The organism is Pseudomonas sp. (assembly GCF_050739775.1).
Lineage (GTDB): Bacteria > Pseudomonadota > Gammaproteobacteria > Pseudomonadales > Pseudomonadaceae > Aquipseudomonas.
Genome location: NZ_JBOICA010000001.1, coordinates 263,261 through 288,730 on the forward strand (window position 1 = coordinate 263,261; position 25,470 = coordinate 288,730).

The following is a 25,470-nucleotide window of genomic DNA, read 5'->3' on the forward strand; positions in this document are numbered from 1 at the left end:
CGGGCTTGCCCTGCGATGACTATTCCAGCACCGTCACCGGCATCCCCACCTCAAGCACCCCATTGCCAGCAGCAACCAGGTTCTGCCCAAACAGCACATCCCCTTCCTTCTGCCGATAGGTCTTGAGTGTGGTCAGGGGTTCGCGATCCGGGCTGCGCTCGCCGGTCTGCGGATCGATAGTGGTCAGGATGCAGCGCTCGCAAGGCTTGAGCACTCGGAACTCCACCTCGCCGATGCGGATACGCTTCCAGTTATCCTCGGCAAAGGCTTCTGCGCCCTCCACCACCAGATTGGGACGAGAACGCAGCATTTCCAGCGGCCGTCCGACCTTTTGCACCAGATCATCGAGCGACGCCTGACCGATCAGCAGCAAGGGGAAACCGTCAGCAAAGGCTACCCGGTCGCTGTTCAGGCCATAACCACCCGGCAGGAAGCGGGTGCGCGCCTCTGGCACATAAACCAGGCGCACGTCCTTGCCGATAAATTCGCTGAGCCACTGCGCAGCGTCATCACCGGCATCCGGCACGCGAAAGGTGTCGCGCCAGATCGTGACTCCACGCAGATCGCTGTCAGCCTGCGGCACGACGACTTTCAGCGCAGGCCGCCCCGGCGCCTCCAGGATCAGATCGCCGCCTACCCCGTACAACGCTGTCAACTGGCTCATCTGCGGATACGCACGCTGGGTCAGGAAGCGGCCATTGTCGCGTTCTACAAGCATCCAGCGACGGTCACCGCTCAATCCCAGCAGGCCCAGTGAAGACGATTGCAGCGCCTGACCGCGCGCGGATTTGAGCGGATATCGGTACAACGCACTCAATTGCATGGGTGACCTGTCCTTTTGCCGGTTTAAAGCCCTAGCTTATACCGACTCAGGCCGTCGCTTCATCCAGCATCAGACGCTGGCGTACGACATCGACCAGCTTGTCGGGTTGGAACTTGGAGAGGAAGTTGTCACAGCCGACCTTCTTCACCATCGATTCGTTGAAGCTACCCGACAACGAGGTGTGCAACACTACATGTAGCGGACGCAGGCGTGGATCATTGCGGATTTCGGTGGTCAGCCGGTAGCCGTCCATCTCCGGCATCTCGGCATCGGTGAAAATCATCAACAGCTTTTCACACATATCTTCCCCGGCGTCAGCCCAGGCCTTGAGCATGCGCAAGGCCTTGAGGCCATCACTGGCGACATGCATTTTCACCCCTAACTGGGACAGCGTATCGCGCAGCTGGGCCAAGGCTACGGTGGAGTCATCCACCAGCAGTACCTCGCGGCCACGGGCACGCGCCAGCACTGGATCCTCGAGTTTGTCACGCGAAACCTTGGCGCTATACGGCACGATTTCGGCCAGTACCTTTTCCACGTCGATGATTTCCACCAGTTGCTCGTCAACCTTGCTGATCGCCGTCAGGTAGTGCTGGCGGCCGGCACTAGTGGGCGGCGGCATGATGGCTTCCCAGTTCATATTGACGATGCGATCGACCCCACCGACCAGAAACGCCTGCACCGAACGGTTGTACTCGGTGACGATAATGGTGCTACCTGGCCCAGGCGTCAGCGGACGCATGCCGATAGCCTGGGACAGGTCGATCACCGGCAATGTCTGACCGCGCAGGTTGACCACGCCGCAAACGAACGCATGGCGCTGCGGCATCAAGGTCAGCTTGGGCATCTGTAGCACTTCCTGAACCTTGAACACGTTGATCGCGAACAACTGTCGGCCGGCCAGGCGGAACATCAGGATTTCCAGGCGATTCTCACCCACCAGCTGCGTTCTTTGATCTATTGTGTCGAGAATGCCAGCCATTGAAGAACCCCCAGGTTTGTTCCAAGAAATGAATCCATTGGCCCTGTATCGGCCAGATCGGGCGCAGCTTGACCCCCGGAAGAAAATGCTAAACCGGGCATTGATGTCACTTTAACATCATGCTTTACTGCGCTCAGCCCCTTCCTGTCGCTTACCCCCGCAAAGGGTCGTAAACAAATCACCCTATCAGGGAAACCCCTAGCAACAATCGGGTGAGACCTGATGTTCGCGATATCCATTAGCCATTAATGTGACACCATTCTCATTGCATGAACGGAGTCAGGCTTTTGTCAGCGATCGCCTCATTGTGGCCAGCCCCTGCTCCAGCCCTTTGCGCTGGAGCCAAATGATGGCTAACGAATCACTGAACAGCAGCGTCCTGCAGGACTTTCTGGTGGATGCCCAGGTCTTGTTGACCCAGGCCGAAGAGTGCTTGCAGCATCTGGAACTGATCGACAACGATCCGGATGCCTGCCACTGCCTCAACGACACCTTGGCCACGCTGGTCACTCGCGCCCAGTCCCTGGGGCTGGTGGAAGTGGCCAGTTACAGCACGCAACTGCAGCACTTGCTGGACACGGCCCAGAATCCGGCGCGCTTGCCAGGCAGTGCCCTGCCGGCCCTGGAAGAGTGCCTGACCCTGTTGGCCTGGCAATTGGAACTGGTTGACCCGTGCACCGGCCGCCTGGGCCTGGATACCGATGAACAAGTGGTGCTACTGGATAATCTGGCAGCAGCCCTGAATCCGACTTCGGCCTGCACTTCCTGTGCCTCGAGCATGACCCCCTGCGAACACCCGCCGCACGTACTGCACGAGGCAACTGAGCGTCCAACTACGGGTAACTAAAGACTAATAGGCAAAGATCCATTGCCGGGTGCTCACAATGTTCTGCGCTACGCACTAACCCGAAACTTCTCCCGCTTACCAATCATTGCTGCAGTCGCTTTCGCAACTGCAGATCTTTTTTATTGTGTGAAAGTTTTACCACCTAAAAAATGGTGGCAAAGTGCTAGATCAGAACGCTCAGCGGAACCCCCGTACCAGCCCGTAAAATCTGACGATTCAGACAGTTATCAGAGTTCGCCACCCTTGGTACTTGAAGTGATACCATGCGCGCTGATGAAGGCTAGTCAGACTTTGGCCGATCATGCCCTCGTAGATTCATTCTCTTGGCGCAGGCATTCATCACACCGCCCGGCGCCGACATTTAAATGATATTGAAGGCAATACGACAACGTCTCTAGTTTGACCTTTTCAAGGCTTTCTTCAGCGATATTTCAGTGGCTTCATTTTCTATGCTCTCAAGCCTCAATAGATTCAAGCTCTGGCGCCCCGGAGCCGCTCTACTGCGCGGGCTGACCGCACTCCTGTGCCTGGTCTCGATCATCGCCAACCTGGCGTTGTACCTCTACGCGCTGCCAATGACGGTCGGCGTATTGCTCCTGCACCTGGTGGCGATGCTGAGCATTGGCTGGCATCTGCGCCACTGGGCGCGTTCGATTGCCATACGCCCGGCAGAACTTGCCGATCGCCTGCTCAAGGTTCAGGAGAGCGAGCGCCAACGCCTGAGCCGCGAGCTCCATGACGATATTGGCCAACTACTGACAGCCGCCAAACTCCAGGCAGACTGGCTGCAACGCCGGGTGCCAAGCGAACTGCAGGAACACTGCAGCACCCTGCGCAGTACCCTGGACGACACCTTGGCCAATGTCCGTGACGTCTCGGCCATTCTCAATCCGCGCCAGCTGTCCAGTCTGGGACTGGAGGCCAGTCTGCGCGCACACTTGGTGCGCACCCTGGAAAACACTAGCGTGCATTGGAGCCTTGAATGCCGCCAGCGCCTGGGCGGCATTTCCGAAGACATGGCCATCGCAGCCTTTCGCATTACCCAGGAAGCGGTCACCAACATCCTCCGCCATGCCAGCGCACGCAACCTGGTCGTATGCATTCAGCGCCAGCCCGAAGGCCTTGCCTTGTCCATCAGCGACGACGGGCAGGGTTTCATGCCCGCCAGCAACCCGGCTGATGAAGGACAGCGCGGCATGGCCGGCATGCTCGAACGAACCGCCCTGCTTGATGGCAAACTGTCAGTCAGCAGCCAGCCAGGCAAAGGCACCCGAATCGACGCCCTGTTTCCCTGGCCTCCACGCACCCTTGAACGCGCCAAGACAAGTAATGCCCCATGACCTGTAAATTGCTGCTGGTAGATGACCACTCACTGATTCGCGCCGGCGTTCGCGCCTTGGTATCAGATATTCCCGGGTACACAGTGGTTGGTGAAGGCAATGACGGCAGCCAAGTGGCCGAGCTTGTACTGCAACTGGACCCGGACATCGTCCTGCTGGACATTTCCATGCGTTCGACCAACGGCCTCGACGCCCTCACCCAGTTGCGCGCCAGGGGCTGTCGCAGCAAGGTGCTGATCCTGTCGATGCACACCGACCCCGAACTGATCATGCAGGCCCTGGAAAGCGGCGCCCACGGCTACCTGCTCAAGGACACCACTGCCACCGAACTGGAACAGGCCCTGGCGGCACTGCGCAACGACGAGCGCTACCTGAGCCCGGCGATTGCCCACACCGTGATCAACCAGGCCCTGCTGCGGGCCCAGACAACCAAGCCACGGGCCTCGGAAAACCACAACCTGACAGCCCGCCAGCTGGAAATCCTGCGCTTGATCGTGCGCGGCAAATCCACCCGCGAAATTGCCCACGGGTTGGGTTTGAGCATCAAGACCGTTGAGACTCACCGCTCACAGATCATGAAACGCCTGCAGATCTACGATGTTGCCGGCCTTGTGCTGTTCGCCGTACGCGAACAGATCATCAGCCTCGACGATTGAAGTAGCAACGAATCGGACGGCAGGCGCACCTGCTCGTTCATGACCTGTTTGCCATGCAGGATCATTAAGGTTTTGTGCTGCGTCATCTTGCCTCCCCCGTGAAGGAAAACTCGAGTATCTCGACCACAGAGCCCGGGCTTTTGCTGCACGCCCAATGATCGACTGAAAGAAAAATTTGCCGAGCTTTCACACAAATATCATTGAAAGCGCGAACGCCTGGGCGCATCATTCGACAAATATTTGGCCACCATGGAAGATGCCGATGGCAAAAGTCATTTTATTGACTAATTGCGCGAACGCCTGTCAGGTCCCGGTTTCCCCTTACTGCACTGTAGCCTCAGTGCCCAGACTCAAGGCTGTGAAATGAGCGTTCTGATCCCCTGCATTATCGCCGGTGGCGCCGGCACTCGCCTTTGGCCGGTTTCCCGCGAAACCATGCCTAAACCCTTCATGCGCCTGTCCGACGGCCAGAGCCTGCTGCAAAAGACCTTTTCCCGCGCCAGCGCCCTGCCAGACGTCGAGCGGGTGCTGACGGTGACCAACCGTGAAGTGTATTTCCGCACTCAAGATGAGTACCGCCAGTTGAACCAGGCCGGCGTGGCGCTGGACTTCATCCTCGAACCCTTTGGTCGCAATACCGCACCAGCCATTGCCGCCGCCGCCCTGCACTGTGCCAGCCTATATGGCGAAAGCGCCCTGCTGCTGGTACTACCCGCCGATCACCTGATCAGCGATCTGCCAGCCTTCGAACGCGCGGTCGCTGAGGCCCGTAATCTGGCGCAGGAAGGTTGGCTGACCACATTTGGCCTGGTACCCAGTCACGCCGAGACCGGATTTGGCTACATTGAGAAGGGCCAACCCCTGGGCGCCCAAGGCTACAAAGTCGAGTGCTTCGTCGAAAAGCCTGACGCGATCACTGCCCAGCGTTATCTGGACGGTGGCCAACACCTGTGGAATGCCGGCATATTCTGCATGCGTGTGGACGCGATCCTGGCGGAACTGGACCGGCATGTACCGGACGTGCTCGCCAGCGTCCATCACTGCCTGCAGCAAAGCCCGTGTAAACAGGGCGAGGGCGAACTGCAACTGGAGCTCGACCCGCAGACCTTCGAAAAAGTACCGGACATTTCCATCGATTACGCGGTCATGGAAACCTCCAGCCAAGTGGCCGTGCTGCCCGCCGACCTGGGCTGGAGCGACATCGGCTGCTGGCAGGCGGTACGTGGACTCAAGGAAGCCGACCATAATGGCAACCAGTGCAATGGCGAGACCGCGCTGCACGACGTCACCAATTGCTACATCGACTCGCCACGCCGACTGGTCGGCGCCGTGGGCCTGGACAACCTGATCATCATCGATACACCCGACGCCCTGCTGATCGCCGATGCCTCGCGCAGCCAGGAGGTCAAGGTGATCGCCCAGCAGCTCAAACACCAGGGCCATAACGCCTATCGCCTGCACCGTACCGTAAACCGCCCATGGGGTATGTACACGGTGCTCGAGGAAGGCCCACGCTTCAAGATCAAGCGCATCATGGTTCGCCCTCAAGCTTCGCTATCGCTGCAGATGCACCACCATCGCAGCGAACACTGGATAGTGGTCAGCGGCATGGCCTGCGTGACCAACGGTGAATCCGAGTTTCTGCTCGACACTAACGAATCGACCTTCATCAAACCGGGACGGGTACATCGCCTGACCAATCCCGGCGTGATCGACCTGATCATGATCGAAGTACAAAGTGGCGAATACATGGGCGAGGACGACATCGTGCGCTTTACTGATATCTATGGACGCGCCCCGGAATCAGCCAGCAGCTGACACCCCAGGCGCGTCCATTCATATCTCCATGCCGTTACTCGCCTGGCAAGAGGAAAGGGGTCATGCGCGTACTCTGGACACTGCCTTACCTGCCCTGGCCAACCACCAGTGGCGGCAAAACCCGGCAATACCACCTGCTACGCAGCCTGGCGCAGCGTGGCCACCAGATCACTTTGCTGGTGCAGTCAAAGATCCCGCCCAGCGAGGCGGCACGCCAGGCGCTCGAGCCCCTGCTCGAACGCCTGATCGTGTTACCCAGGCGCCCCCTGCATAGCCCTCTGAACCTGCTTGCAGCGCTGTATGCCGGCTACCCCGTGCGCGCCAGCGTAAATGGCCTGGCACCGCATCTGCGCCATCGTTTCGAGCAACTGCTGGAAGAACGCTGGGATGTGATCCAGATCGAGCACAGCTATAGCTTCCAGCCGTTCGAAAAGGCCCTGCAAGCCCGGCGCCTGCCCTTTTTGCTCAGTGAGCACACCATCGAATCAGTGTCCGGTGCCGCCTGCCATGACCGCCTGCCGCTGTGGCTGCGACCTTTCAATGCCTTCGACCGCTGGCGCTACCGGCGCTGGGAAAACCGCGTACTGAGCCAGGCCGATGAAGTGGTGGCGGTCAGCCCCAAGGATGTCGAGCACATCAGTTGCCTGACCGGCCACCCCGCCTCCTTGGTGATCAATGGCGTGGATTGCGCGCACTATCAGGATATCCACCCATCGCTGCACAGCCAGCGCCTATTGTTCGTCGGTAATTTCGAGTACAGCGCCAGCCTCGAAGCCATCGAGTGGGCGCTGGAGGACATCCTTCCGCAGGTCTGGCAGAGCAACCCGGCCGTACGCCTGGCCGTGGTGGGACATGCCTTGCCCGACAGCTGGAAATCCCGCTGGAGCGATCCGCGAATCGAATGGGTCGGTTACTTGCCTGACTTGCGCGAGCTGCAACGTCATTCGGCGATTTTCTTCGCGCCCCTGCGCTATGGCGGCGGCTCGAAGATAAAGGTACTGGAAGCCATGGCCGCCGGACTACCGGTGGTCACCACAGCCCAAGGTGTATGCGGACTGCAGGTGACCCAGGGCGAACATTACCTGGGCAGTGACGACGGCGATCAACTGGCCTTGCTCATCACCCAGTTGCTCAACCAACCCTGGCGCATGCGCCAGCTGTCGGAGGCTGCACGCCAGTTCGTCAATGACCGGCACGACTGGAGTATTGCCACCGCGCAACTGGAAAGCGTGCATGCGCGCCTGAGTCAGCGCGCACCGATGCTAAGTGAACTGGGCGACCATGGCTTGCTCAGTCGCTCAACCGAGTAATTCGCTCAAGGGAATGAACTGCACGGTATCGCCCTTGGCAGGTGTAGTGCCCTCACGGACCTCCACCAGGCCTTCGGCCCAGGCAGCACTGCGCAGCACGCCGGAACTCTGGTTCTTGTAGATCAATGCATGGCCCTGGTCCAACCGTGCCCGCAGATACTCCCGGCGATTGCCAGCTTTGAGCCAGTCGAAACCGGCAGGTACCGGAAACTGCAGGGGTGTCACCTCCCTTACACCTTGGCGGCGCAGCAGGTACGGACGGGTCAGCAGGCCGAAGGTCACCAGCGTCGAAGCTGGATTACCTGGCAAGCCGATTACTGGCACACCTTTATAGTGGCCGAAGGTCAATGGCTTGCCAGGCTTGATCGCCAGCTTCCAGAGTGCCAGTTCGCCCTCTTCGCGCAAGGCCAGCCCCAGGTAATCAGCCTCACCCACGGAAACACCGCCGGTTGAGAGGATCAAATCGACCTGATTCAAGCCCGCCAGGCAATCGCGGGTCTTTTGCAGGTCATCGGCAAGAATCCCGGCATCGACCACTTCACAGCCCAAGCGCTGTAGCCAACTGACCAACAGGCGTCGGTTACTGTTGTAGATCTGACCTGGCCCCAGCGGCAAGCCCGGCTCTACCAGCTCGTCTCCCGTGGACAGCACGGCAACCTTGACCCTGCGTACCACCGTGAGCGTGGCGCAACCTAGTGTTGCCGCTAGCCCCAGCTCAATCGGCCCCAGGCGCGTACCCGCCGCCAACACCGACTCACCGACGCGGGTTTCCTGGCCTTGCGGACGAATATTCTGGCCAGCGTGCATCGGCTCGCTGAAGCGCACCCGCTGATCCTCCAGGACCTCGGCGTTTTCCTGCATCTCGACGCAATCGGCACCCAGCGGCAACGGCGCGCCGGTGAAGATCCGCGCACAGCTGCCTGGCTGCAGGGGTTCAGGGGCGTGGCCGGCGAAAATCCGCTGACTGACTGGCAACCCCTCGCCGTGCCAGTCAGCCAGGCGCAAGGCATAGCCGTCCATGGCGCTGTTTGGCCAAGGCGGCAGGTCCAGACTGGCGATCAGCTCTTCGGCCAGCACCCGCCCCTCGGCCTGCGCCAGGGCAACCTGCTCGGTCCCGACGATGGGCGCAGCCTCGGCCAGAGCCAGTAAGCGTGCCAGCGCGTCTTCGACTGCCATCAGCGGCTTGTTCACAGGCACCTCAACCACGGCTTGCGCAGGGTTCGGCCTGCTTGAGGTGGGTGACGAAGTTGCACGGACGATGACGGGCATCAAGCTGCTCGGCGAGAATGCCATCCCAACCGGTGCGCACGGCGTTGGTCGAGCCAGGCAAGCAGCAGACCAGGGTGCCATTGGCCAGCCCGGCCAGGGCGCGAGACTGAACGGTAGAGGTGCCGATATCAGCCAGGGAGATGTGGCGGAACAACTCACCGAAGCCATCGACCTGCTTGTCCAGCAGGCATGCAACCGCTTCGGGCGTACTGTCGCGACCGGTGAAACCGGTGCCGCCGGTGATCAACACTACCTGCACTTGCTCATCGGCAATCCAGGTGGCGACCTGGGCGCGAATCTTGTACAGATCGTCCTTGAGCAATACTCGGGCGGCGAGGCCGTGGCCGGCCTCGGTCAGGCGATCGACAAACACCTGGCCAGAGGTGTCGGTTTCCAGGGTACGGGTATCGCTGACCGTCAACACCGCGATATTCAGCGGCACGAAAGGAACATCTGCCTTGGCTTTCATGGGACCTTGATCCATTGAGGGAGTATGGGCGGTGTTATATCACAGCCCTGCCTGGCTCGCGCCCGCAGCCCTGCAGATGATTGTTGCCGGTCAATAACGCTGAGCGTTCGCTATGCTGCAATGTGCAAGGAACTTGCGCTGGCACCCTGCGTCTCATGAACATTACGCACCATCCTTTAGTGGAGAAACACAATGATTCAACGGACTCTTCCCGCTTTCCTGCTCGCCCTGGGCCTGGGCACTCTGGCTGGTTGCGCTTCGCCAAGCGTGATCACCTTGAACGACGGGCGCGAAATCCAGGCGGTCGACACGCCGCACTATGATGATGAGTCGGGCTTCTACGAATTCGAACAGCTCGATGGCAAGCGCACCCGCATCAACAAGGATCAGGTTCGTACCGTCAAGGACCTCTGATACCTGCGGCAACCCCCACCGAGGGGGCTTGTCGAGGAAAAGAATTTGAGTAATATTTTCTCCATCGGAGTGTAGCGCAGCCAGGTAGCGCGTCTCGTTCGGGACGAGAAGGCCGCAGGTTCTTATTGGACACGCCGTTTTAGTGCACCGTGAAGGCAAGAAAAAGCGGGTATAGTTGAATCGTACAACTATAGCTTCCCAAGCTATCGGTGAGGGTTCGGTTCCCTCTACCCGCTCCACCTTCCAGCCAGTGTTTCCGGGCCGCCCAGGGGATCCCCCCCCAACCACGAAGCCCATCAAAGCCTCATTGCAGCCCTCGAATCCAGCTCCCCAAGCCCCTCGAAATAGTCACCAAAATTTGGTGCACCGTCGACTCCGTCCAAAATGACGCATCGACAGACCGTCGCCTCCCTGCGGCCACCCAATAAACCCCTAAAAGCTCTTTTCGGTGCCAGCCGGGATCGCCTCAGATCTCATCATCGTGCGACCCGGAATGATGGAGAGGAAGTGAGCGGACTGCCCACCCTTCCCCCAAAAAATTACCTCGACATCGACCCGAATCAGAACGACCACCATCACCCAATCCGAAGCTCAGTCGTCCTTCGCCTGCCCGACCTTCCTCTCACGCTCACGCTGGCGGTAGCGCTTCACAAAGCTGGCATCGATCAAATCGTCAGCTTCCAACTCAAGCCCACAGTTGACCAACGAAGCCATCGAACTATCTGTCAGTGAGAAGTCATCGGGAATGAAGCCGATATTTTGCACCCTGTTCATATCAAGTTCCGCTTCAAACGCTTTCAAGAAGTCAGCCAGCCCAGGACGACGAGCTTCAGTTGCTGCACTTGCAGCGGAGTCATCAGCAACTGTTACCGCATTGGCCGCATTAACACCAATTTTCGCCACCACCTTACTTATGGACGGCCAGTACTTAAGATCATATTGATAGGTCAACTTATCCAACTTCCCTTTCAAGTGAGACCTGAAAAGCCCATTACCCTCAGAAGCATCTTCAACGACATCCATAATGTGATAGTAGGTATCACTGGAAAAACTGGACATCTCTTTAACTTCAGTGCGGCGCGAAAGCAAATCCGAGAGCACCTCTGAAACTTTTGCAATCCGCACATTCAAGTCCGTGAGCTCATCCCTATCCTCACGAGCCTCTTTGACCTTCTCAGGACTCCAAGAGTAAACCGCCGAGGTGAACACGTCGAAGAACGACTTCAACGCCCTCGGCTCCTCAGCCAGCGCGCCATGAAGCTCGACGTAAACGTCAGCAAGCTCAGTGGTGCGGCCCAGCAGACCCTCGATGAGCCGATTTATACTGGGCCAGATCTCGTGCTCCAAGTTATATTGATAGTCTTCACGCAGTACGTTTTCACACTTATCGATTGCAGCGGCACGAGCTTTAACATCCATTTTGACAACCTCAACTAAGGGATGAGCAGATGATAGGGTCTCAGCCACCAGGCGTCGGTACCTATCCGAAAAAAATTCTTTCCGCTACAGGTACCCATAGCGCTAAGCACCCAGCACAAAGCCAAGAGACACGAAGCGCCGCCAAAGCGACAGGGAATCAACAACACGCTCCCTGTCCAAATAATCCGATAGCAAATAAGCGCACCCGTCAAACCCCGCAGTCCAAGCAGCTTTTCTTTACAGCCAAGTAAAGTTAATTAGGCGGAACATGGGTGGCGGATTGCATCTCTTTCAGTAACACTTAACCTATTCTGCTACAGGTAAATGAAATGAACGTGGCCAGCCCATCCCCCGTCGACGACTTGCTCAACCCTGGCGAGAGCGCGTCACGCCCCGTCAGAATTCTTGCTGCTGCAGGCAGGATGTTCATTGAGCACGGGTACGAAGGAGCCAGCATGGAGGAGATCGCCAAAGCTGCAGCGGTGACCCGCCAGACCCTTTACAACCGTTTCCCCGAGGGCAAGGAGTCGCTCTTCGTCGCGGTGGCAGAGCGTATGTGGAAGGCCTTCCCAGTCATGAACGTGGCGACCGATGAGCGCGCGCTGGCCGATCCCAGGAATGGCCTGATGCAGATCGCCACCGAGTTCGCATGCTTCTGGTCAGGCCCGACAGCAGCCGACTTCCTGCGAATGGTCATCATGGAAGGTCGACGGTTCCCCGTGCTTGCCGACCGCTTTGACGAGGTTATCCAGGCGCCGGCCATGACCGTCATCAGCGACTATCTCGCCGAACTGGCACGCCGAGGTATCTTGGCAGTTCAAGAGCCTGAGACCGCCGCCCGCGATTTCATGGAGACGCTTGATGGTCGGGTTCTTTGGAAACAGGTCAGAGCCAACAGCGAGCCGCTTGCCCGCGAGGAGATCGAGCAGATTGTCGAGCGCACCGTAGACGCCTTCCTGCGATCACTCCGGCACTGAGATGCTGCACACTGAGATGCTGCGGATCAGCAAGAGGCCTGCAACTAGATAACCAGCCAAATCACCGCACGCCGAACCCATGCCCTCCGATCAAAGCCCAAATGACCCGCTAAGCTCAGCCCAAGGCCCACACAGCCCCGAGGCCAGGCAGAAGATCGCTCACTGGCTCCAGAAGAACCGCCAAGCCATGAACGACTCAACGACCATATCGATAAGCTCACGGCACATTTGGCGACGACCTGAGGAGCTTCTAGAGCCCCAGAGCACAGCCAGGCTCACCCCTTGGGCGGGTGCGGATCATTGCCGTACGAATCCCGCTCCCTGATCTTGTTATCTCTGCCGTGGATCAGCACTTCACTCTTTTGGTTCTGAGCGATCGCCCGAGCCGCATCGGCAGCCTCTTGCTGAGTGCGATGGTGAGAGGTGTCCTTGGAATTGCCCTCGCCTCGGACTGCCCAGCCATCGTCACGCTTCACCACGTGTTGGTTTTTTCCCTTGCCTGCCATGAGACACCTCGTTGAATAAAAGGTATCTGAAAGGCTAGCATCACATTGCCAAAGCACAATATATAGCGCTTAAAAAACACACCACCACATCATATGGTAAATCTTAAAAAAAACCCCTATCAAATCACTCAGAAATCACCATCCACCAAGAGCCCCTCCATTCCCTCCGGCAGCGAATGCGCGCCCACTGGCAGCATCTGCGCGCCCTTCAATGGCGAGCGCTTGTCCTCCGATAACGACTCGTCACTCGTGTCGTACTTCACTTGGCGGATCCCGTGGTAGACGAGGCTGTCACTGGCATACTCGATGCAAGGCCCATCGGACTCCTTGGGGCCTATGACCATGTTACCGTTCCGAACCTTTCCCATCGAAGGGGTAGCGGCACAGGCGACGTGGGAGAACAGCACGATGTTGCTGCCGGAGCTCTCCTGAACCGATTTGAAGATCACACCGTCAATACGTGGCTTGCAGTGAGTCGCCAGGTATTCAGCGATCACTTGAGTGGTCAGATAGTCGCGCTCCGCCCCAGGCAGCACCGGCACCGTGATCGCGTCATGCAGGTACCTCAGGAAATCCCGTCGCCCCAGCTTGAAATGGTATTTGGAGTCAAAGAAGCTTGGCATGGGCCCGAGGTCTGCTTTTTCGAAGCGTCCGAAATCCAAAACCTTGACCTCCCTGACCAACCTGAACTCGCCGCTCACTACGGTGCCGCCGACCGGGGGGCGGAGCTCAGCGACACAGGTCTTGCGCTCGAAGGCCCCGTAGAAAGCAGGAACGCCTGCAGGGTTCATCCTGCCCTCTCCTGCACGATCTTTCGGGGGAACCCCAAGGTTACGTGCCGGATTGGCTGTGATTTCGGAGACGCTCCCGAAGCCCATGCAGGTTCGGGCGCGGTAGATCGGTGGAGAATCCTCAGGCGTGAGCAACCGCACCACGGCATGTTTATCCGATGAGGCTGAGTACTTGTCCAGGTCTTTGAAAATCCAGTCCAGGAACGCCTTGGCGCTGTCGTTGAAGAAGCGGATCCCATGCTTCATGCCTTCTTGGAATTCGCACCATTGGTGGCCAATGTCATTCGGGCGGAAGGGTTGTCTGGAGTAATTGGTGTCGTCGCTGTACGACGTAAGGCGGCTGCACACCGCATCAACGATGGGCTCGATGTTGTCGCAGCCAAAGATTTCGCTGACCCAGTAGTCGATGCTATCGCCTTCCTGGTAGTCGATCCGACCATCGCTCCAACGCCAAATGTGCTCACCTTCAGTGATATAGGTGCCCAGGATTTCAGTGACCCGAGAGACGATCTCAGCGAGGGGCACGCACTTTCGTTTCGAGTCGCACAGGCTGCACTGAGAAGATGTCCCACTGCGCTGAATCTGCCGCCCTAGGTAGGCATCGTGCACGCACCGATAACAAACCATCTTGGCAGCCTCGCCGTACTTCAAATTTTCCTCTCGCATGGTGCTGGCAATACCTGAACCTGTTCAGAAAGGTAGCCATGATGGCTGAAGTGCCACGATTCGAATACAGCCGGCGCAGCTAAGTCCTCCACAGGTCATCTCGACCACCCTACGTTAAGCGATCCCGCTCGCAGCGCCCCCTTTCACTTATTTTTCACCCCTGGTGATGCAAGCTCCAGTCATCCCCATGTGTGATTAATGCTCTCTTGCCCGCCCAGAGCGGGCTTTCTTTTACCTTCGCCCTGCCCAAAGCACCTCAAGCACTCTCCGAGCTCACCAGAACCACGTCCCTCCCCATAGCTCGCAAAGCCACCCTCGCCCTGAAATCCCTCGTTCAACGAATGGTGGTACGCTTCGACGCTTGCCCACCTGCGAAATACAGCGATGGCCCACCAGTCCAGGGAAGATAACGATCGGAGCTCACGCTACCGAATGGCCATTGTCGCGATCGGCCTAGCCTGCCTGGCGGCGATCCTGTACGACGAATTGCACGCCTCCGAAACGACAGCCCGCTATGTCCCGATCTACTGGCTTCTGTCCGCCTATGACAGTGACCAGTCGCGGGCCGCCGAGTTGTACACCGGCAAGCGGGTGGCTACACGCGGCACGGTGGAAACAATTAACATGGATGGCGAGCAGGCCTTTTTGCGCTTGACCACCAAGCCCGAGCCACCGATCCACTTGCAAGGGTTCTTCACCCCTTCGGAGGCCGTGACGTTGGCCGCGCTTTCCGAGGGTGATGCGATTAAGGTCGAGTGCACCATTGGCAAGCCTGGTGAAGTTCTGCTTGCTCACGACTGCTCGCTTCAACAGGCGGATTAGGTAAGTCAGGAAGGTTGCACAGGATGGCAAAGAAACCCAAGTTCTACGCTGTCGTCCACGGACGGAAACTAGGGATTTTCAATAGCTGGGAAGACGGAGCTCGCTTGTCCATTGACCGCTTTCCAGAGGCGAAACACCAGTCGTTTGCAACGCTTGCACTCGCCGAGGAGTGGTACCGCCAGAACAACCCAACGCCAGGCTCGAACCACTCACCGGTTCTTCACTTCAGCACGGAAGCGTCCGAGCAACAGCCAACCGCCGCCCCTCAGCAGGCGACCTTGGAGGGCGTGGTTGCCAAGCGATACGTCGTTGATCATTGATCCCGTACCTGAGGAGCCCTTCTACGTTGGGCAGACGGGTGATTTTGAAGGCCGGCAGCGAGCCCATCTCGGGAAAGCCAAGCACGACTGAAAGCGCGCAGCAGCGAGGATCGCCAGATACTCCATGCGGGTATGACCCCCAGCATTCAAAGTCGTGGAAACCTGCGACTCTGAAGAGGCCTCACTAGAGGCGGAGACGCGCTGGATCGAGCACTGTACCGCCAGGGGTATCAAGGTTTGGAACCGCTGGAAAGAGCATCGCGATATCCAGGTACTACACATAAAGCCCAGGATCGAGTTTGACCGAATCATCGGTGACGGCCCCTTCACCCTCGGGCCCTACCAGTATGGCTCCAGGTTCGAGCTTAAGACCAAGCTCAGCGCCTTCCTGGCCAAGTCCTCGCCAGGAGCGATCCAACCCCGGATGGCCACCGAGAAGCTCAGATTGATCTGGGAACTCACCCACCAGGCAGGGGAGGTGAGCGAGTTTCGCATTGCCAACGATGCATCCAAGCATCAGCTCAAAGCAGTGCTCGTGTCCGGGGCAACCGTGGATTTTGACTACGGTGCCGCGATCGACCACCTCCCCTAACCATCCTGCCAGGCAGGTGGCGAGAACCATCACGCACACCCGCCCAGCACTGAAGCGTCAAGCATCCAAGATCACAGCCAAAGCGCACACCTGATGCGTCTCAGTTATTTTCTCCAAAGAACGGATTATCCAAACCCAGGAAGTCCGCCATCCAAGTTCGCTCCTCTTCACTTGGCTCGTAAGAATAAGCTGTCTTTCCCTCTACTTGCTCAGGCAGTTCACGCCAATACCTTGGATGACTCACGCCATCCAAAAACACCAGTTCACAGGACACATAGCACATCCATATCCCTGAGGTCAGGAATTGAATATTCAATTGCAGCGACTCCTCAGAGCCAGTGTACTCACGAATCGGGGTAAGCTGCTTATGTAAAGTTCCAATATGCGTAAACTCTCGACTTAATAACCCGTAAATGTGACCGAATGGAGGGAAGACGCGCTTCGCGCTAGAAATGGCGCGTGTGGACTCAAACTTGTGCTCTCGGTGCTTCTGGAAGTCCTCCGGGAACTGCATAAGATGAAGGGCCACTGCCATGGACTCAATGGCCGAGCGGACGACCGGCCCAGGCTGCAGAACGAACCCGCCCCGAAGCATGTATGCTGCACCAACCATGGAGTTCAGTGAGTTGGAGAGGAGCTCTGCACACGCTATTCGAAGGTTATCTTCATCGCGCTCTGCCCTGAGCAGCCCCGATGCCAAAATAGCGGAGCAATGGGCAAATAGTGCACTCATTTTTTCAAGGTCTGCACTGTGTATCGCATCAAAACTTTTAGCGATTTTATCGGCGTCACGACTTATCTGATTGATAAGCATTGACCGACGAAATTCGTATATTTTTTCATTTACCGGATCAATAACCACTGCGCAAGTGTCTGGGTGCTGTGCCCACATATGCCAATCCTTTTGCGGCAAGAAATTGCCATCATTGATACTAGTACGCCTTCACCCACCCCATCTATCACAAAAAGCGGCTTTAGGTGGTAAAGGAAAAAAGCCTAATAAACCTGTAATGCTGCTTGCACAAGCGTCGAGCACAGCTCTTCGCGCAGGGCACCGTTGGCGATCGACCGAACACCCTGACTGATGAACGCCAGCCTATACGGTTGATCAGCACCCGGAGCGATGATACCGTGCCGACTTCGGTCTTCCTGGATCGAGCGGTCGGCAAGCATAGCCTTTGCGCATCAGGTGCTCCCCTTCTTCCGCACGCACTTCGACAATTGTCAGCGGGCAGCCGACACCGTGACGTTGGAGAATTGCCATGCGCGTTCCGATCTATCCCGAAGATCTGCTGCCCCAAGCTGCCTTCAGAAAACTGGCAAAAAGCATCCAGAACAGATGGCCAGGAAAGTCGCCTATCCAGCTCTCCCTTGCCTCCGAGACCCTGTCCAGGGGGCTGGGATATGCCGATTACCACGAGCTCAGGAATGCGTCCGTCGTTTGCCCTCTGGATGCAGGAGCACCTTCTGAGAGCGCGGTGCGTACGCAGATCACGGCTGCGATTTCTTCGGTGCTGGCATTGGCCAATGACAGCTCCGTACCCCGCAGCGTGCTTGAGCCTTTTGTCGAAACGCTCCCTTTGAAAGCGCTCAGAACGTTCAAGGGAACTGCCTCACGAGGCGTGCAGGTGCAGGCTTCCAAACACCCAACGCCTGATTTCAATCAGGCTGACACATGCAATGTGAATACCCCCTGCCCTGAATCCCAAATCCCGTCATACGCGTCCCCAGCTATTCAGCAGAAGCGACCGAGACTCCACGCCAGTCCGTTGAGGTCAGAAGTCCTCACTCACATTGATGCAATCAAGCAAGTTGTCGAAAACTCAGGAAACCTTCGCGACCAGAGCCTCTTTGCGCTGCTGGAGATGGGTCTTCGGGGGCAGGTCATCCTTGACACCAAGGTTTCCCAAGTTGCCATTCGAGATACCCCCATGCCTTCGAGCGTGGAGATGACCGTTGAGATCACCAAAGCGAAATCACCATTGCCCTTGGGAAACACAGCAGTGATCGCGAGATACATCAGCACGGAAAATCTGTCTGCCGATGACTACCTCTTCCCGAGTGATGACCGGACGCAACCCATATCGGCAGCGCAGCTGTTGCAGACTTTTCAGTCGTGGGAAAGACGAGCGCAACTGCCCTCCAAAAAACTTACCCCAAACTCCTTGCGAGCAGTGTTTTTTGGCACGACACCCGCTTTTCGGTTCCACGGCTACCCCGGATTCGAGCAAATCGCCGATCAGCTCGGTCACTCGTCCATTTACATGACCGAACAATACGCACCGCTCAATGCGACAGGCACTGATGCGATCTTGAATACCAAGAAGCGTCGTACCTAAAAAGGGACTGGCTATGGGCAACGGCAGGTAGCGCAGGTCGGCCTGTCGCTGCCCACCACAATCCCACCATGGGCATCGCGCAGCCAGCCGGGTCTCTCCCCTATAGGCCTTTTATGCAGGCGCGTCTCTAACTCAAGTCGCAAGATAGAGGCGGCGCCATGCTGGCCAAGCTATCGGAAGTAAAACACTCCGTCCTGAGCGACCTCAGTTCCCTGGCTGACCATACAGTGGCAATTCGTCACTCACTCGCTTGAAAGGCAAACTTTTGAGCAATGTACTTCGCTGAGCTTTCTATATATGGGAACACCGTACTCTCATTTATATTCAACCGATCAAGATCCTTCAAAATATTTCGCTTGTTCGTTACCGCTATACGGTGAAGAGTGATATCGGAAGTTCCCTCTTCATCCAAAACCGCTTCATCACCGAACAGAAGGAAAGCACCTGACTGAAATGAGATCCTGCTGTTGGTGTGCTTTCCCTTGACGCACAAAACGGAACGAAGATGCTCAGGCTCCAAGCGAGGCTCAAAGAATGGCTTTTCTTCCTTGATGAAATGAAGCAACTGCTTCAGCGCTCGTTGATCATTGAACCCATCCACGTCTTCAGCATCGAACGCGATAGAGTCTCTAACACTCTTAGACAAACGAGACAGGTTAGCAATACAGCTAGCCGTGTCGGAGTCGAAGTACTTAATATAATTCGGCTCCATGGAGAGGACTATGACCTCCCCATCGTCATCAAGATTGCTCTTGCAGCAGAAGTACAACCCGATTAACGGATTCGATGTAATATCAAGCAATCTTGTCGGCAGGGAGTAATGCTGCATCCGTACTAAGCGATCAAGGGTATAAATGTCGCCACTGAAATCCAAGGAATTGGAAACCAGAAGCTCTCGATACATCCTATCCTCAGCGTCTCGGTAGACGAAGTTCCCATCCTGATCCCTGCGAAAAATTGATGGCTCCAGACGATATTTTTTGCTATTGGAGTGTCCCCGATAAAAAACCTCGCGACCGCCATGGTCTAGTCGAAAAACATGCTCAATAAAAGCACCGACACTGTCAGCGTTAGTTTCCGGTGGCAAGGTGGCCGGGAGATCCTCCTTAGTGACTTTGGAGCCCACCACCCCGTCTGGTATGAGACCTACTTGATGGAGAACGTCGAGCAGATCCTCGTCTTTGACCGCCCAGTGTGTGCGGTTGATCTCCCAATCGCGAATATCAAGAGCGGCTTGCAGAGGTTTGATCTGATCAAACTCAATGGGTGCAATCCGCTCATCCATGATCGGTCGAACGAATAGAATCTTGCCGTTTCTGCGAAGTTTTACCTCAAGTTTCCCCACTCTCATGGGGTGACGAGTGCCCTCATACGCAAAGAGACAAGGGAGCTCCATTAACGCTGCAAGCTGAGGATCTTTCAGCTCCTTGAAACTCGAAGCAATTTCATCGCTCGTATACTCCAAAAAGCGACTCTTATCGTACTCATAGCCGAGGCTTTCCCATGCACCATCACGAGAAGTCACTAGAAAATTGTACATAAACCTCCCCACCCTTCTTGCGCGGTTATTGCCAATATAACAGGTTACGGACGAGACCTACGTGCAGTTGTACCTGGTATCTAATGCCAAGCCTAGCGTGTTCACTATTAAGGCCGGGGTTCACATCAACAGCCGACTCAAGTGTGCTCCCCCATCATTTTTTCGTAGTGCTCCTCAAATCCAGTCCTCACAAAGACCTGTCTGAATCGATCTACGTAATGCGACGGCACAATCTCACCGAAATCAGTCAAGTTGATTGCGTCGGAATGAGACTCGCGGTTGACGTATCGATAGAGGGCTTTGAATTCTGCATCCTCATCAGACAACGCCAAAAGGGCCGCCTGAAGCTCATCCTGCCGATGTACGAAGGTGAAATAGTACTCCAAAATATTTCGCATCATGTTCGGAATGACGCTGGAAGAGGTGCGACCCGCTTGAGCATCCTTTATGGCCTGCCAGAATGATTGGTAGTCATTCTGTACGTCACTGGCCTTCATCGGCGTTATGATGCTGTGGGCCGCCTTGGTGATCCGAAACAATGAGTATTCATCGGACTTCTTAAGGTGCTTGAGCATCTCATGAAAAAAGAACAAATTATGCGTCAAAATGAAAACTTGTTTGAAGCGCTCCTTCGGACTAAGCACTCGCCGATGGATCATAGAGGCAATGTCGTAGATATAATTATGAGAGAGGCTTGAGATTGGATCGTCAATCACAATAATCCTCTCACTTTTCAGTTTTCCACCTTTTTCGTCAAGCTCACCGTTGCAGACTTCAAGAAAGTAAAGAAATGAGATCAGTGTCTTCTCACCCTCACTGAGCGTCTTGAATACCCCAGCCTGCTGGTCAGGCCGCTGCAGGCGGTAGCGCGGTAAGTCGCCCTCCTCCCTGACCACCAGAAAGCCGTTCAGGCCCAACACCGTGAGTGACGAGTTAATGCTGTCAATGGACTGATCAATATTCGTGATCTTGGCTTTACTTTCGGCGATGACGTCCTGGTGAGTTTGGGCCTTGAGACGGATCTCATCCGCCAGTTTGCGTTTCGCTTCCTTCTTGACGCCAAGCTCCTCGTGCACCTTCCTTGCCGATGCCATGACAGCATCGCAGCTGGATCTAAAACAGCCCCAGAAGCGTGTCTTGATTTTTTCCAAGTGGTTTTTCTTATCTTTCACCTTGAGATTGAAGGCATCGATTTTCCTTTGACCTTCCGCAATCAAGGCGCTGAAATCATCAACGAGAGATCCCGTTGACTCCAGTGCCACAACCATCGAAGGACTGGCCACTTTGGCATCCAGCTTTTGAGTATTCTGAGAGAGCAGTGCATCGAGTTTCGCAATCAGGATTTGATACTCCGGCGCGTCGTATTCGGGGCGCTTGAATAGGGTTCTCAACCGAGTAGCACCCCCTTCGTACCGAGTTTTCAAAGCTTTCAATTGGACGATGCGTTGCTCATACGTCTTGTCGAACACCTTTTGGATTTCTTCGTAGAATCCGGATGGCAGTGTTTGCTGACAAAATGGGCATTCCTCTCGTTCCGGGTACTGCAGCCCCCGCTTGACCCAATCCGAGTTGCCCAGATCGGTGATCAAAGCGGAAAGATATGAGTCGCCGGAGCCAGCAATGGCCTCGGATAGCAGAGGGCTGGTTTCCACATCCCCTTCCGCAAACCTGAAAGTGGGTATCGCCGGCAACTCAGCATCACTTGCAGATTGCAGCTGCTCCGCCTCAGCTGCCAATGCTGAGAAATCATCCGGCGATGCCGCAAGAGGCAGGGAGCGCAGCTTTTCTCCAAGCCGTTCCTTGGTATTGAGAGACGCGAAGCAGTACCGGAGAGGCCCGGTATCGAAGGGTCTTTTGAGGGCCCATAGCTGATCGAGTAAATCCGCTTTATTGGATTTCTGGGATTCCCCGAAACCATTGCCCGCTACCACTTCAGCCTGATGTTCAGCGAGAAGCTTCTTGAGCGCGTCTTCAGCAGCCACCAGTTCTTTCTCTGCCTCAATGTTACCTTCATTGAGCGTGAAGACGCCGGGCTGGGAACTGACGTAAAAATTGGCCTCCATGAACGTGTGGTTGTATACCAACACCTCACGATCTGCCGAGGCAGGCTGGGTCTTGCACTGGTGGTACAGCAGATCAGCAGGATCTTGAAGATAGTTCCCGATCGTCGTCTTACCCGTTCCATTATGCCCGTAGAACATGTTCACTTTCGTAAGTGGGCCGATCTGGGAGTTGTGCTCGGGTGAGTAGCTCGAAACGCCGCGCAATATCAAATTCTTGATCACGATGCTGTCCTTAGCAAGCTGCAGGCCATTATCTCAGTATCCTATTACCGCCGTGCCCAATAGGAAAGACTGGTTACGAGGGGCTACAGCATGCCCTCTATGAAACGGCTCAGCCAAAGTCCATGAGTCCATGAGTCCATGAGTCCATGAGTCCATGAGTCCATGAGTCCATGAGTCCATGATCAAAGGTATCATTCCTGACCTCACGGGCAGTCGCCCCACATTGATCAAGGCGCTCAGATGTCCGTCAAATTCGTCCTCTTCGATGCGTTCGGCACCCTCGTCCGCATCCCCAAAGCCAGCCATCCCTATCCTCAGATCCGCAAGGAAGGCATCCGCCAGGGCCACAGGCCGCAACCAGATGACCTTCATCACATCATATCTCGCCCTCTCAGTCTGACCGATGCGGCGGAGCATTTCGGGACTAAGATCCATGCAGATCGCATGGCCGAAATTAAAGCTGTCCTTGAAGCCGAGCTGAACAGTATCGAAGCCTTTGATGACGGGTTTCGTGCCATCGAGAGGCTGCAGGGAGAGGGCATCAAAATCGCTATCACCTCCAATTTGGCAGCCCCGTACGCCGAGCCTGTTCGGCGCCTGTATCGTGAAAGGCCAAGTGACTCAACAAACAAATACTGCTGATCAGCAAGCATACCCATGCTCAATCCGCTCCAATGTCTCCATGACCCGCTGATAGCCAGCCTCCTCACTCGCAAACTCCAGCGCCGAGCAACAGTCAAATGCTGTCCGGGACAGCGACAACCAAATGGCAGCTTTCGCGTTGCCACCAAACACTTGCTCAGCCCGCAACCAGACGCGCTCAATCCGTTCCATTCGTGCCCTCCCCTCTGCCCAGGTGCATTTACTGCGAGCTAGTGAAGCGTGTCATGCCGGTGCCCCAGCATCCGAAATTGGAACTCCGAGACAGCCTGGAAAACCCTTCAGCCTTCAGCCGCAACCGCTCCACCTCCTCCACCGACTGCCCCGCTGCCTGAGCTTCGTGATAGCGCCTGAGTGCATCGATCGCCTGAGTCATCAACGGACTGCCTGGCTCCAAGATGGCAAAGGCTTCCTTTTTCATCTGCGTGCTCCATGGATTTCCAGATCAGTTTAGTCCTCACCGGCGCACGCAGAAGGCGCTTTGAGCATACTGCAGAGACAAAATCGGCTGCCGACAAACGCCCCCTGAGTGATGCTAGACCGTAGCAAAGCTCCATTTTGTCCTGCGACCTTGGATAGACTTCCTTGCATCAGCAGATCTGACAGGTGATCCAGAATAAACCCCATCGGAAGACCCGAGAGATTTGAGCGTTAAAACTCCGTCTGTAAGACACAAAGGGCGAAAACTGGCAGCTAAAATTTGCTCTTCCTAAACTGATTCCAGGTCGAGCGGGAAGTCTCAATGAATGAAACTTAGATTTTCTCTAGCATCGTCCCCCGCCCAGTCGCATATGACGTAAGAGCTGTTCAGGGTATGGACGACCAAGTAACCCTGTAACTCCTGCGACCTTATTATCATTGAGGTAAAAATTGTCGTACCATCAGCAAATCGCTTACGGTCATCGCCAAAGATAACGCCTGTAAGGCACACCTCCCCCTCCATATACTGCGCGGAGGATAGGTAGGCCGTTACGGCCAAGTCAAACTGTGTGTCCATAGCTTTCGCCACACCGCTTGATATAGCAGCGGGATAACTTGTGACTGGTTTATCGGTTAGCGGAGCTCTGGGTTTACTCATCCAATAAAATTCCTGTAGTTACTGTCCTGACGTCAAAGTAGGGCAGCGAACTGAGTGCAGCTTCTGAGTGCAAAGAAACGAATATGGGTTATCGGGAGCTAGTTACACTGCCGCGCGACCGTGGAGGAGAGCGGCACCAGCAGATGTTACAGGTCGTGAACTAGCAACCCTGTGGCACTTCGAATGTCAGGATTTTTCAGCGCGGCCATAGAAGGCTGACCCACATATTTTCGTCCTCCAGGGCCGGCAAGCACCACCACGACATCCCCAGTTTCAAAAAGGCAGCCGTAGAATTCGCGTTCGTAATCGGTCACAAGACCGGCACCCGCCGGGATACATTCTCGGTTATCAAATACCACGTTGTGAGCGTAGAGAATGGTCGGCTGCCGCCCCTCACCTTCGATCTCTACGCGCTCACTCTCAGGCAGCAAAACATCCAGCAGTATCCACTGCCGCACAACACAAACTGCACGATCGGAAAACTCGTCCTGCACAATACGAATGAGATCATCATCGCTGAGGCTTGACCCGCTGAGATTTCGTGCCTCCCCGTACAGGATGTCTGCAATTAGATTTGATTCCACCGCCTTCCTCGCTTGTTCCAACGCAAACCTAATCCGCCTCGAAATGATGACTTGGGCAAAAACGATCACTTTCCATCACTGATGGTTCGCTAACGAGCCCTACGGAGAGCGGGCCTAGCCCTGCCCATGCGCTCGGCATATCCATGATGCTATTAATTTACGATTTACAGATATATTGGAGAGCCCCATTCGGACTAAGGCCTGCAGCCAGCGCACTGATTCCCAAACGCAACCAAGGCCCACGAAGCCACCAATATCCCATATTGATGAATATATACATTTGTGTGAGCGCACGCAAACACGGCATATCCTCCGCTTTGAATCAGGGCGGATAAAATGAGTCTTCGAGATGCCTTTTCAGCCGTGCTGCAATTGCTGAGGGATCAGCAGCAGCTTTCGCAATACGATGTCGCTGGAGGGATCACTCAGTCACACATCAGTCGACTTGAAGGCTTGAAATCCAACGCCACTCTGGAAACCAGCGAACAGCTCGCCAAAGCGTTGAATTTGCATCCGGTCGCATTCCTTGCTCTTGTGCACGCCGCTGATGAGCAGAAGACCGCACGGCAAATACTGGAGCAGGCGCTCAACCAGCTGGAGCACATGGAGCTGGTCGATGCCTCGCTCCCTTCAGCGCCAGTTAAGAAGACTCACCCTCACACCAGGAGCGCTGAGGCGGTCTTGTTGAAGGTGCAAGCGCTCAAAGCTGAGGGCAAAACGCAAACTGAAGCCATGGCGTTGCTGGGTTTACCTAGATCCACCCTCAGCCGGTATTGGAGGAAATGCTAATACCCACTCACGGACTGTCTGCCTGCGCCCCATGTAGGCGCCTCTGCAAGCGCCGAGGCCAGTTCGGTCTGACGCGCACATTCGTAAGGCTTGCCCGCCTAGGCGGGCTTTATTTTGCCCGCTTCTTTTCCTCGGCTTAGGCAGCTAACGTCCATCCGCCACCTGTAAATCTCC

26 protein-coding genes and 1 tRNA gene are annotated in these 25,470 nt (G+C 56.1%); 14 read left to right on the top strand and 13 right to left on the bottom strand.

The genetic code is table 11. The annotated features are described in order from the left end of the window. Positions 1 to 19: 19 nt before the first annotated feature. Together ACRESH_RS01400 and ACRESH_RS01405 are read right to left on the bottom strand one after the other, a co-directional pair. Entirely contained in the window at positions 20 to 823 is an 804-nt protein-coding gene (locus tag ACRESH_RS01400; RefSeq protein ID WP_431740243.1) for an MOSC domain-containing protein, read from the bottom strand. 46 nt (positions 824 to 869) lie between these two features. Continuing rightward, on the bottom strand, positions 870 to 1,805 hold the full coding sequence (locus ACRESH_RS01405; protein ID WP_431740244.1) for a chemotaxis protein CheV: 936 nt from the start codon (positions 1,803 to 1,805) through the stop codon (positions 870 to 872). A 349-nt stretch (positions 1,806 to 2,154) separates the two neighbouring features. On the opposite strand from ACRESH_RS01405, the gene ACRESH_RS01410 reads away from it, so the two are divergent. From ACRESH_RS01410 to ACRESH_RS01430, 5 genes are all read left to right on the top strand, one after another. After that, a complete protein-coding gene (locus tag ACRESH_RS01410; protein ID WP_431740245.1) occupies positions 2,155 to 2,652 on the top strand; it encodes a histidine kinase in 498 nt (165 codons plus the stop codon). A 449-nt stretch (positions 2,653 to 3,101) separates the two neighbouring features. Continuing rightward, entirely contained in the window at positions 3,102 to 3,992 is an 891-nt protein-coding gene (locus ACRESH_RS01415; RefSeq protein WP_431740277.1) for a sensor histidine kinase, read from the top strand. Then, positions 3,989 to 4,648, top strand: a complete 660-nt coding sequence (locus ACRESH_RS01420) for a response regulator (protein ID WP_431740246.1) — start codon at positions 3,989 to 3,991, stop codon at positions 4,646 to 4,648. Before ACRESH_RS01415 ends, ACRESH_RS01420 begins: the two co-directional genes overlap by 4 nt. 363 nt (positions 4,649 to 5,011) lie before the next feature. Then, positions 5,012 to 6,466 carry a mannose-1-phosphate guanylyltransferase/mannose-6-phosphate isomerase gene (locus ACRESH_RS01425; protein WP_431740247.1) on the top strand — a complete coding sequence of 485 codons (1,455 nt, stop codon included), beginning with the start codon at positions 5,012 to 5,014 and terminating at the stop codon, positions 6,464 to 6,466. Between the two features lie 62 nt (positions 6,467 to 6,528). After that, positions 6,529 to 7,776, top strand: a complete 1,248-nt coding sequence (locus tag ACRESH_RS01430) for a glycosyltransferase family 4 protein (RefSeq protein ID WP_431740248.1) — start codon at positions 6,529 to 6,531, stop codon at positions 7,774 to 7,776. Here the strand turns inward: ACRESH_RS01430 and ACRESH_RS01435 are convergent. Continuing rightward, positions 7,765 to 8,952, bottom strand: coding sequence for a molybdopterin molybdotransferase MoeA (locus tag ACRESH_RS01435; RefSeq protein ID WP_431740278.1), 1,188 nt, complete (start codon positions 8,950 to 8,952; stop codon positions 7,765 to 7,767). The genes ACRESH_RS01430 and ACRESH_RS01435 overlap by 12 nt on opposite strands. A 22-nt stretch (positions 8,953 to 8,974) precedes the next feature. Next, positions 8,975 to 9,514 carry a molybdenum cofactor biosynthesis protein B gene (moaB, locus tag ACRESH_RS01440; protein ID WP_107022870.1) on the bottom strand — a complete coding sequence of 180 codons (540 nt, stop codon included), beginning with the start codon at positions 9,512 to 9,514 and terminating at the stop codon, positions 8,975 to 8,977. A gap of 192 nt (positions 9,515 to 9,706) precedes the next feature. Here moaB and ACRESH_RS01445 point away from each other — a divergent pair, with 192 nt between their 5' ends. Together ACRESH_RS01445 and ACRESH_RS01450 are read left to right on the top strand one after the other, a co-directional pair. Next, entirely contained in the window at positions 9,707 to 9,928 is a 222-nt protein-coding gene (locus tag ACRESH_RS01445; RefSeq protein ID WP_431740249.1) for a YgdI/YgdR family lipoprotein, read from the top strand. 165 nt (positions 9,929 to 10,093) lie between these two features. After that, a tRNA-Gly gene (locus ACRESH_RS01450) sits at positions 10,094 to 10,167 on the top strand. A 352-nt stretch (positions 10,168 to 10,519) separates the two neighbouring features. Here the strand turns inward: ACRESH_RS01450 and ACRESH_RS01455 are convergent. Beyond that, positions 10,520 to 11,347, bottom strand: coding sequence for a hypothetical protein (locus tag ACRESH_RS01455; protein WP_431740250.1), 828 nt, complete (start codon positions 11,345 to 11,347; stop codon positions 10,520 to 10,522). 329 nt (positions 11,348 to 11,676) lie between these two features. Here ACRESH_RS01455 and ACRESH_RS01460 point away from each other — a divergent pair, with 329 nt between their 5' ends. Beyond that, on the top strand, positions 11,677 to 12,324 hold the full coding sequence (locus ACRESH_RS01460; RefSeq protein WP_431740251.1) for a TetR/AcrR family transcriptional regulator: 648 nt from the start codon (positions 11,677 to 11,679) through the stop codon (positions 12,322 to 12,324). 275 nt (positions 12,325 to 12,599) lie between these two features. On the opposite strand, the gene ACRESH_RS01465 is transcribed toward ACRESH_RS01460, so the two are convergent. Next, positions 12,600 to 12,830, bottom strand: coding sequence for a DUF2188 domain-containing protein (locus tag ACRESH_RS01465; RefSeq protein ID WP_123487351.1), 231 nt, complete (start codon positions 12,828 to 12,830; stop codon positions 12,600 to 12,602). 128 nt (positions 12,831 to 12,958) lie between these two features. Continuing rightward, the gene (locus ACRESH_RS01470) at positions 12,959 to 14,287 is read right to left on the bottom strand and encodes an RES family NAD+ phosphorylase (RefSeq protein WP_431740252.1); all 1,329 of its coding nucleotides are present in this window, start codon (positions 14,285 to 14,287) and stop codon (positions 12,959 to 12,961) included. A gap of 432 nt (positions 14,288 to 14,719) precedes the next feature. Here ACRESH_RS01470 and ACRESH_RS01475 point away from each other — a divergent pair, with 432 nt between their 5' ends. The 3 genes from ACRESH_RS01475 to ACRESH_RS01485 all read left to right on the top strand — a co-directional run bounded on the left by ACRESH_RS01475 (position 14,720) and on the right by ACRESH_RS01485 (position 16,021). Further along, complete coding sequence (locus ACRESH_RS01475; protein ID WP_431740253.1) at positions 14,720 to 15,109, top strand: OB-fold protein; 390 nt, start codon at positions 14,720 to 14,722, stop codon at positions 15,107 to 15,109. Between the two features lie 23 nt (positions 15,110 to 15,132). After that, complete coding sequence (locus ACRESH_RS01480) at positions 15,133 to 15,429, top strand: viroplasmin family protein (protein ID WP_431740254.1); 297 nt, start codon at positions 15,133 to 15,135, stop codon at positions 15,427 to 15,429. 154 nt (positions 15,430 to 15,583) lie between these two features. Then, positions 15,584 to 16,021, top strand: a complete 438-nt coding sequence (locus tag ACRESH_RS01485; protein ID WP_431740255.1) for a hypothetical protein — start codon at positions 15,584 to 15,586, stop codon at positions 16,019 to 16,021. A 100-nt stretch (positions 16,022 to 16,121) separates the two neighbouring features. On the opposite strand, the gene ACRESH_RS01490 is transcribed toward ACRESH_RS01485, so the two are convergent. Next, on the bottom strand, positions 16,122 to 16,913 hold the full coding sequence (locus ACRESH_RS01490; RefSeq protein ID WP_431740256.1) for a hypothetical protein: 792 nt from the start codon (positions 16,911 to 16,913) through the stop codon (positions 16,122 to 16,124). Between the two features lie 370 nt (positions 16,914 to 17,283). Here ACRESH_RS01490 and ACRESH_RS01495 point away from each other — a divergent pair, with 370 nt between their 5' ends. Continuing rightward, the gene (locus ACRESH_RS01495; protein WP_431740257.1) at positions 17,284 to 18,360 is read left to right on the top strand and encodes a tyrosine-type recombinase/integrase; all 1,077 of its coding nucleotides are present in this window, start codon (positions 17,284 to 17,286) and stop codon (positions 18,358 to 18,360) included. Positions 18,361 to 18,598: 238 nt separating this feature from the next. Here ACRESH_RS01495 and ACRESH_RS01500 read toward each other — a convergent pair whose 3' ends face one another. Beyond that, positions 18,599 to 19,900: an FRG domain-containing protein gene (locus ACRESH_RS01500; RefSeq protein ID WP_431740258.1), complete on the bottom strand. Its 1,302-nt coding sequence runs from the start codon at positions 19,898 to 19,900 to the stop codon at positions 18,599 to 18,601. Positions 19,901 to 20,037: 137 nt separating this feature from the next. Continuing rightward, the gene (locus tag ACRESH_RS01505; RefSeq protein WP_431740259.1) at positions 20,038 to 22,185 is read right to left on the bottom strand and encodes an AAA family ATPase; all 2,148 of its coding nucleotides are present in this window, start codon (positions 22,183 to 22,185) and stop codon (positions 20,038 to 20,040) included. Between the two features lie 240 nt (positions 22,186 to 22,425). On the opposite strand from ACRESH_RS01505, the gene ACRESH_RS01510 reads away from it, so the two are divergent. Then, entirely contained in the window at positions 22,426 to 22,827 is a 402-nt protein-coding gene (locus ACRESH_RS01510; protein ID WP_431740260.1) for an HAD family hydrolase, read from the top strand. On the opposite strand, the gene ACRESH_RS01515 is transcribed toward ACRESH_RS01510, so the two are convergent. From ACRESH_RS01515 to ACRESH_RS01525, 3 genes are all read right to left on the bottom strand, one after another. Further along, positions 22,828 to 23,019 (bottom strand): antitoxin Xre/MbcA/ParS toxin-binding domain-containing protein, encoded by a 192-nt coding sequence (locus ACRESH_RS01515; protein WP_431740261.1) that lies wholly within the window; start codon positions 23,017 to 23,019, stop codon positions 22,828 to 22,830. A gap of 28 nt (positions 23,020 to 23,047) precedes the next feature. Next, positions 23,048 to 23,266 (bottom strand): hypothetical protein, encoded by a 219-nt coding sequence (locus ACRESH_RS01520; RefSeq protein ID WP_431740262.1) that lies wholly within the window; start codon positions 23,264 to 23,266, stop codon positions 23,048 to 23,050. Positions 23,267 to 24,069: 803 nt separating this feature from the next. Beyond that, positions 24,070 to 24,576: a DUF6957 family protein gene (locus ACRESH_RS01525; protein WP_431740263.1), complete on the bottom strand. Its 507-nt coding sequence runs from the start codon at positions 24,574 to 24,576 to the stop codon at positions 24,070 to 24,072. A 267-nt stretch (positions 24,577 to 24,843) separates the two neighbouring features. Between ACRESH_RS01525 and ACRESH_RS01530 the strand changes: the two genes are divergently transcribed. Next, the gene (locus tag ACRESH_RS01530) at positions 24,844 to 25,296 is read left to right on the top strand and encodes a helix-turn-helix domain-containing protein (protein ID WP_431740264.1); all 453 of its coding nucleotides are present in this window, start codon (positions 24,844 to 24,846) and stop codon (positions 25,294 to 25,296) included. Positions 25,297 to 25,470: the final 174 nt, after the last annotated feature.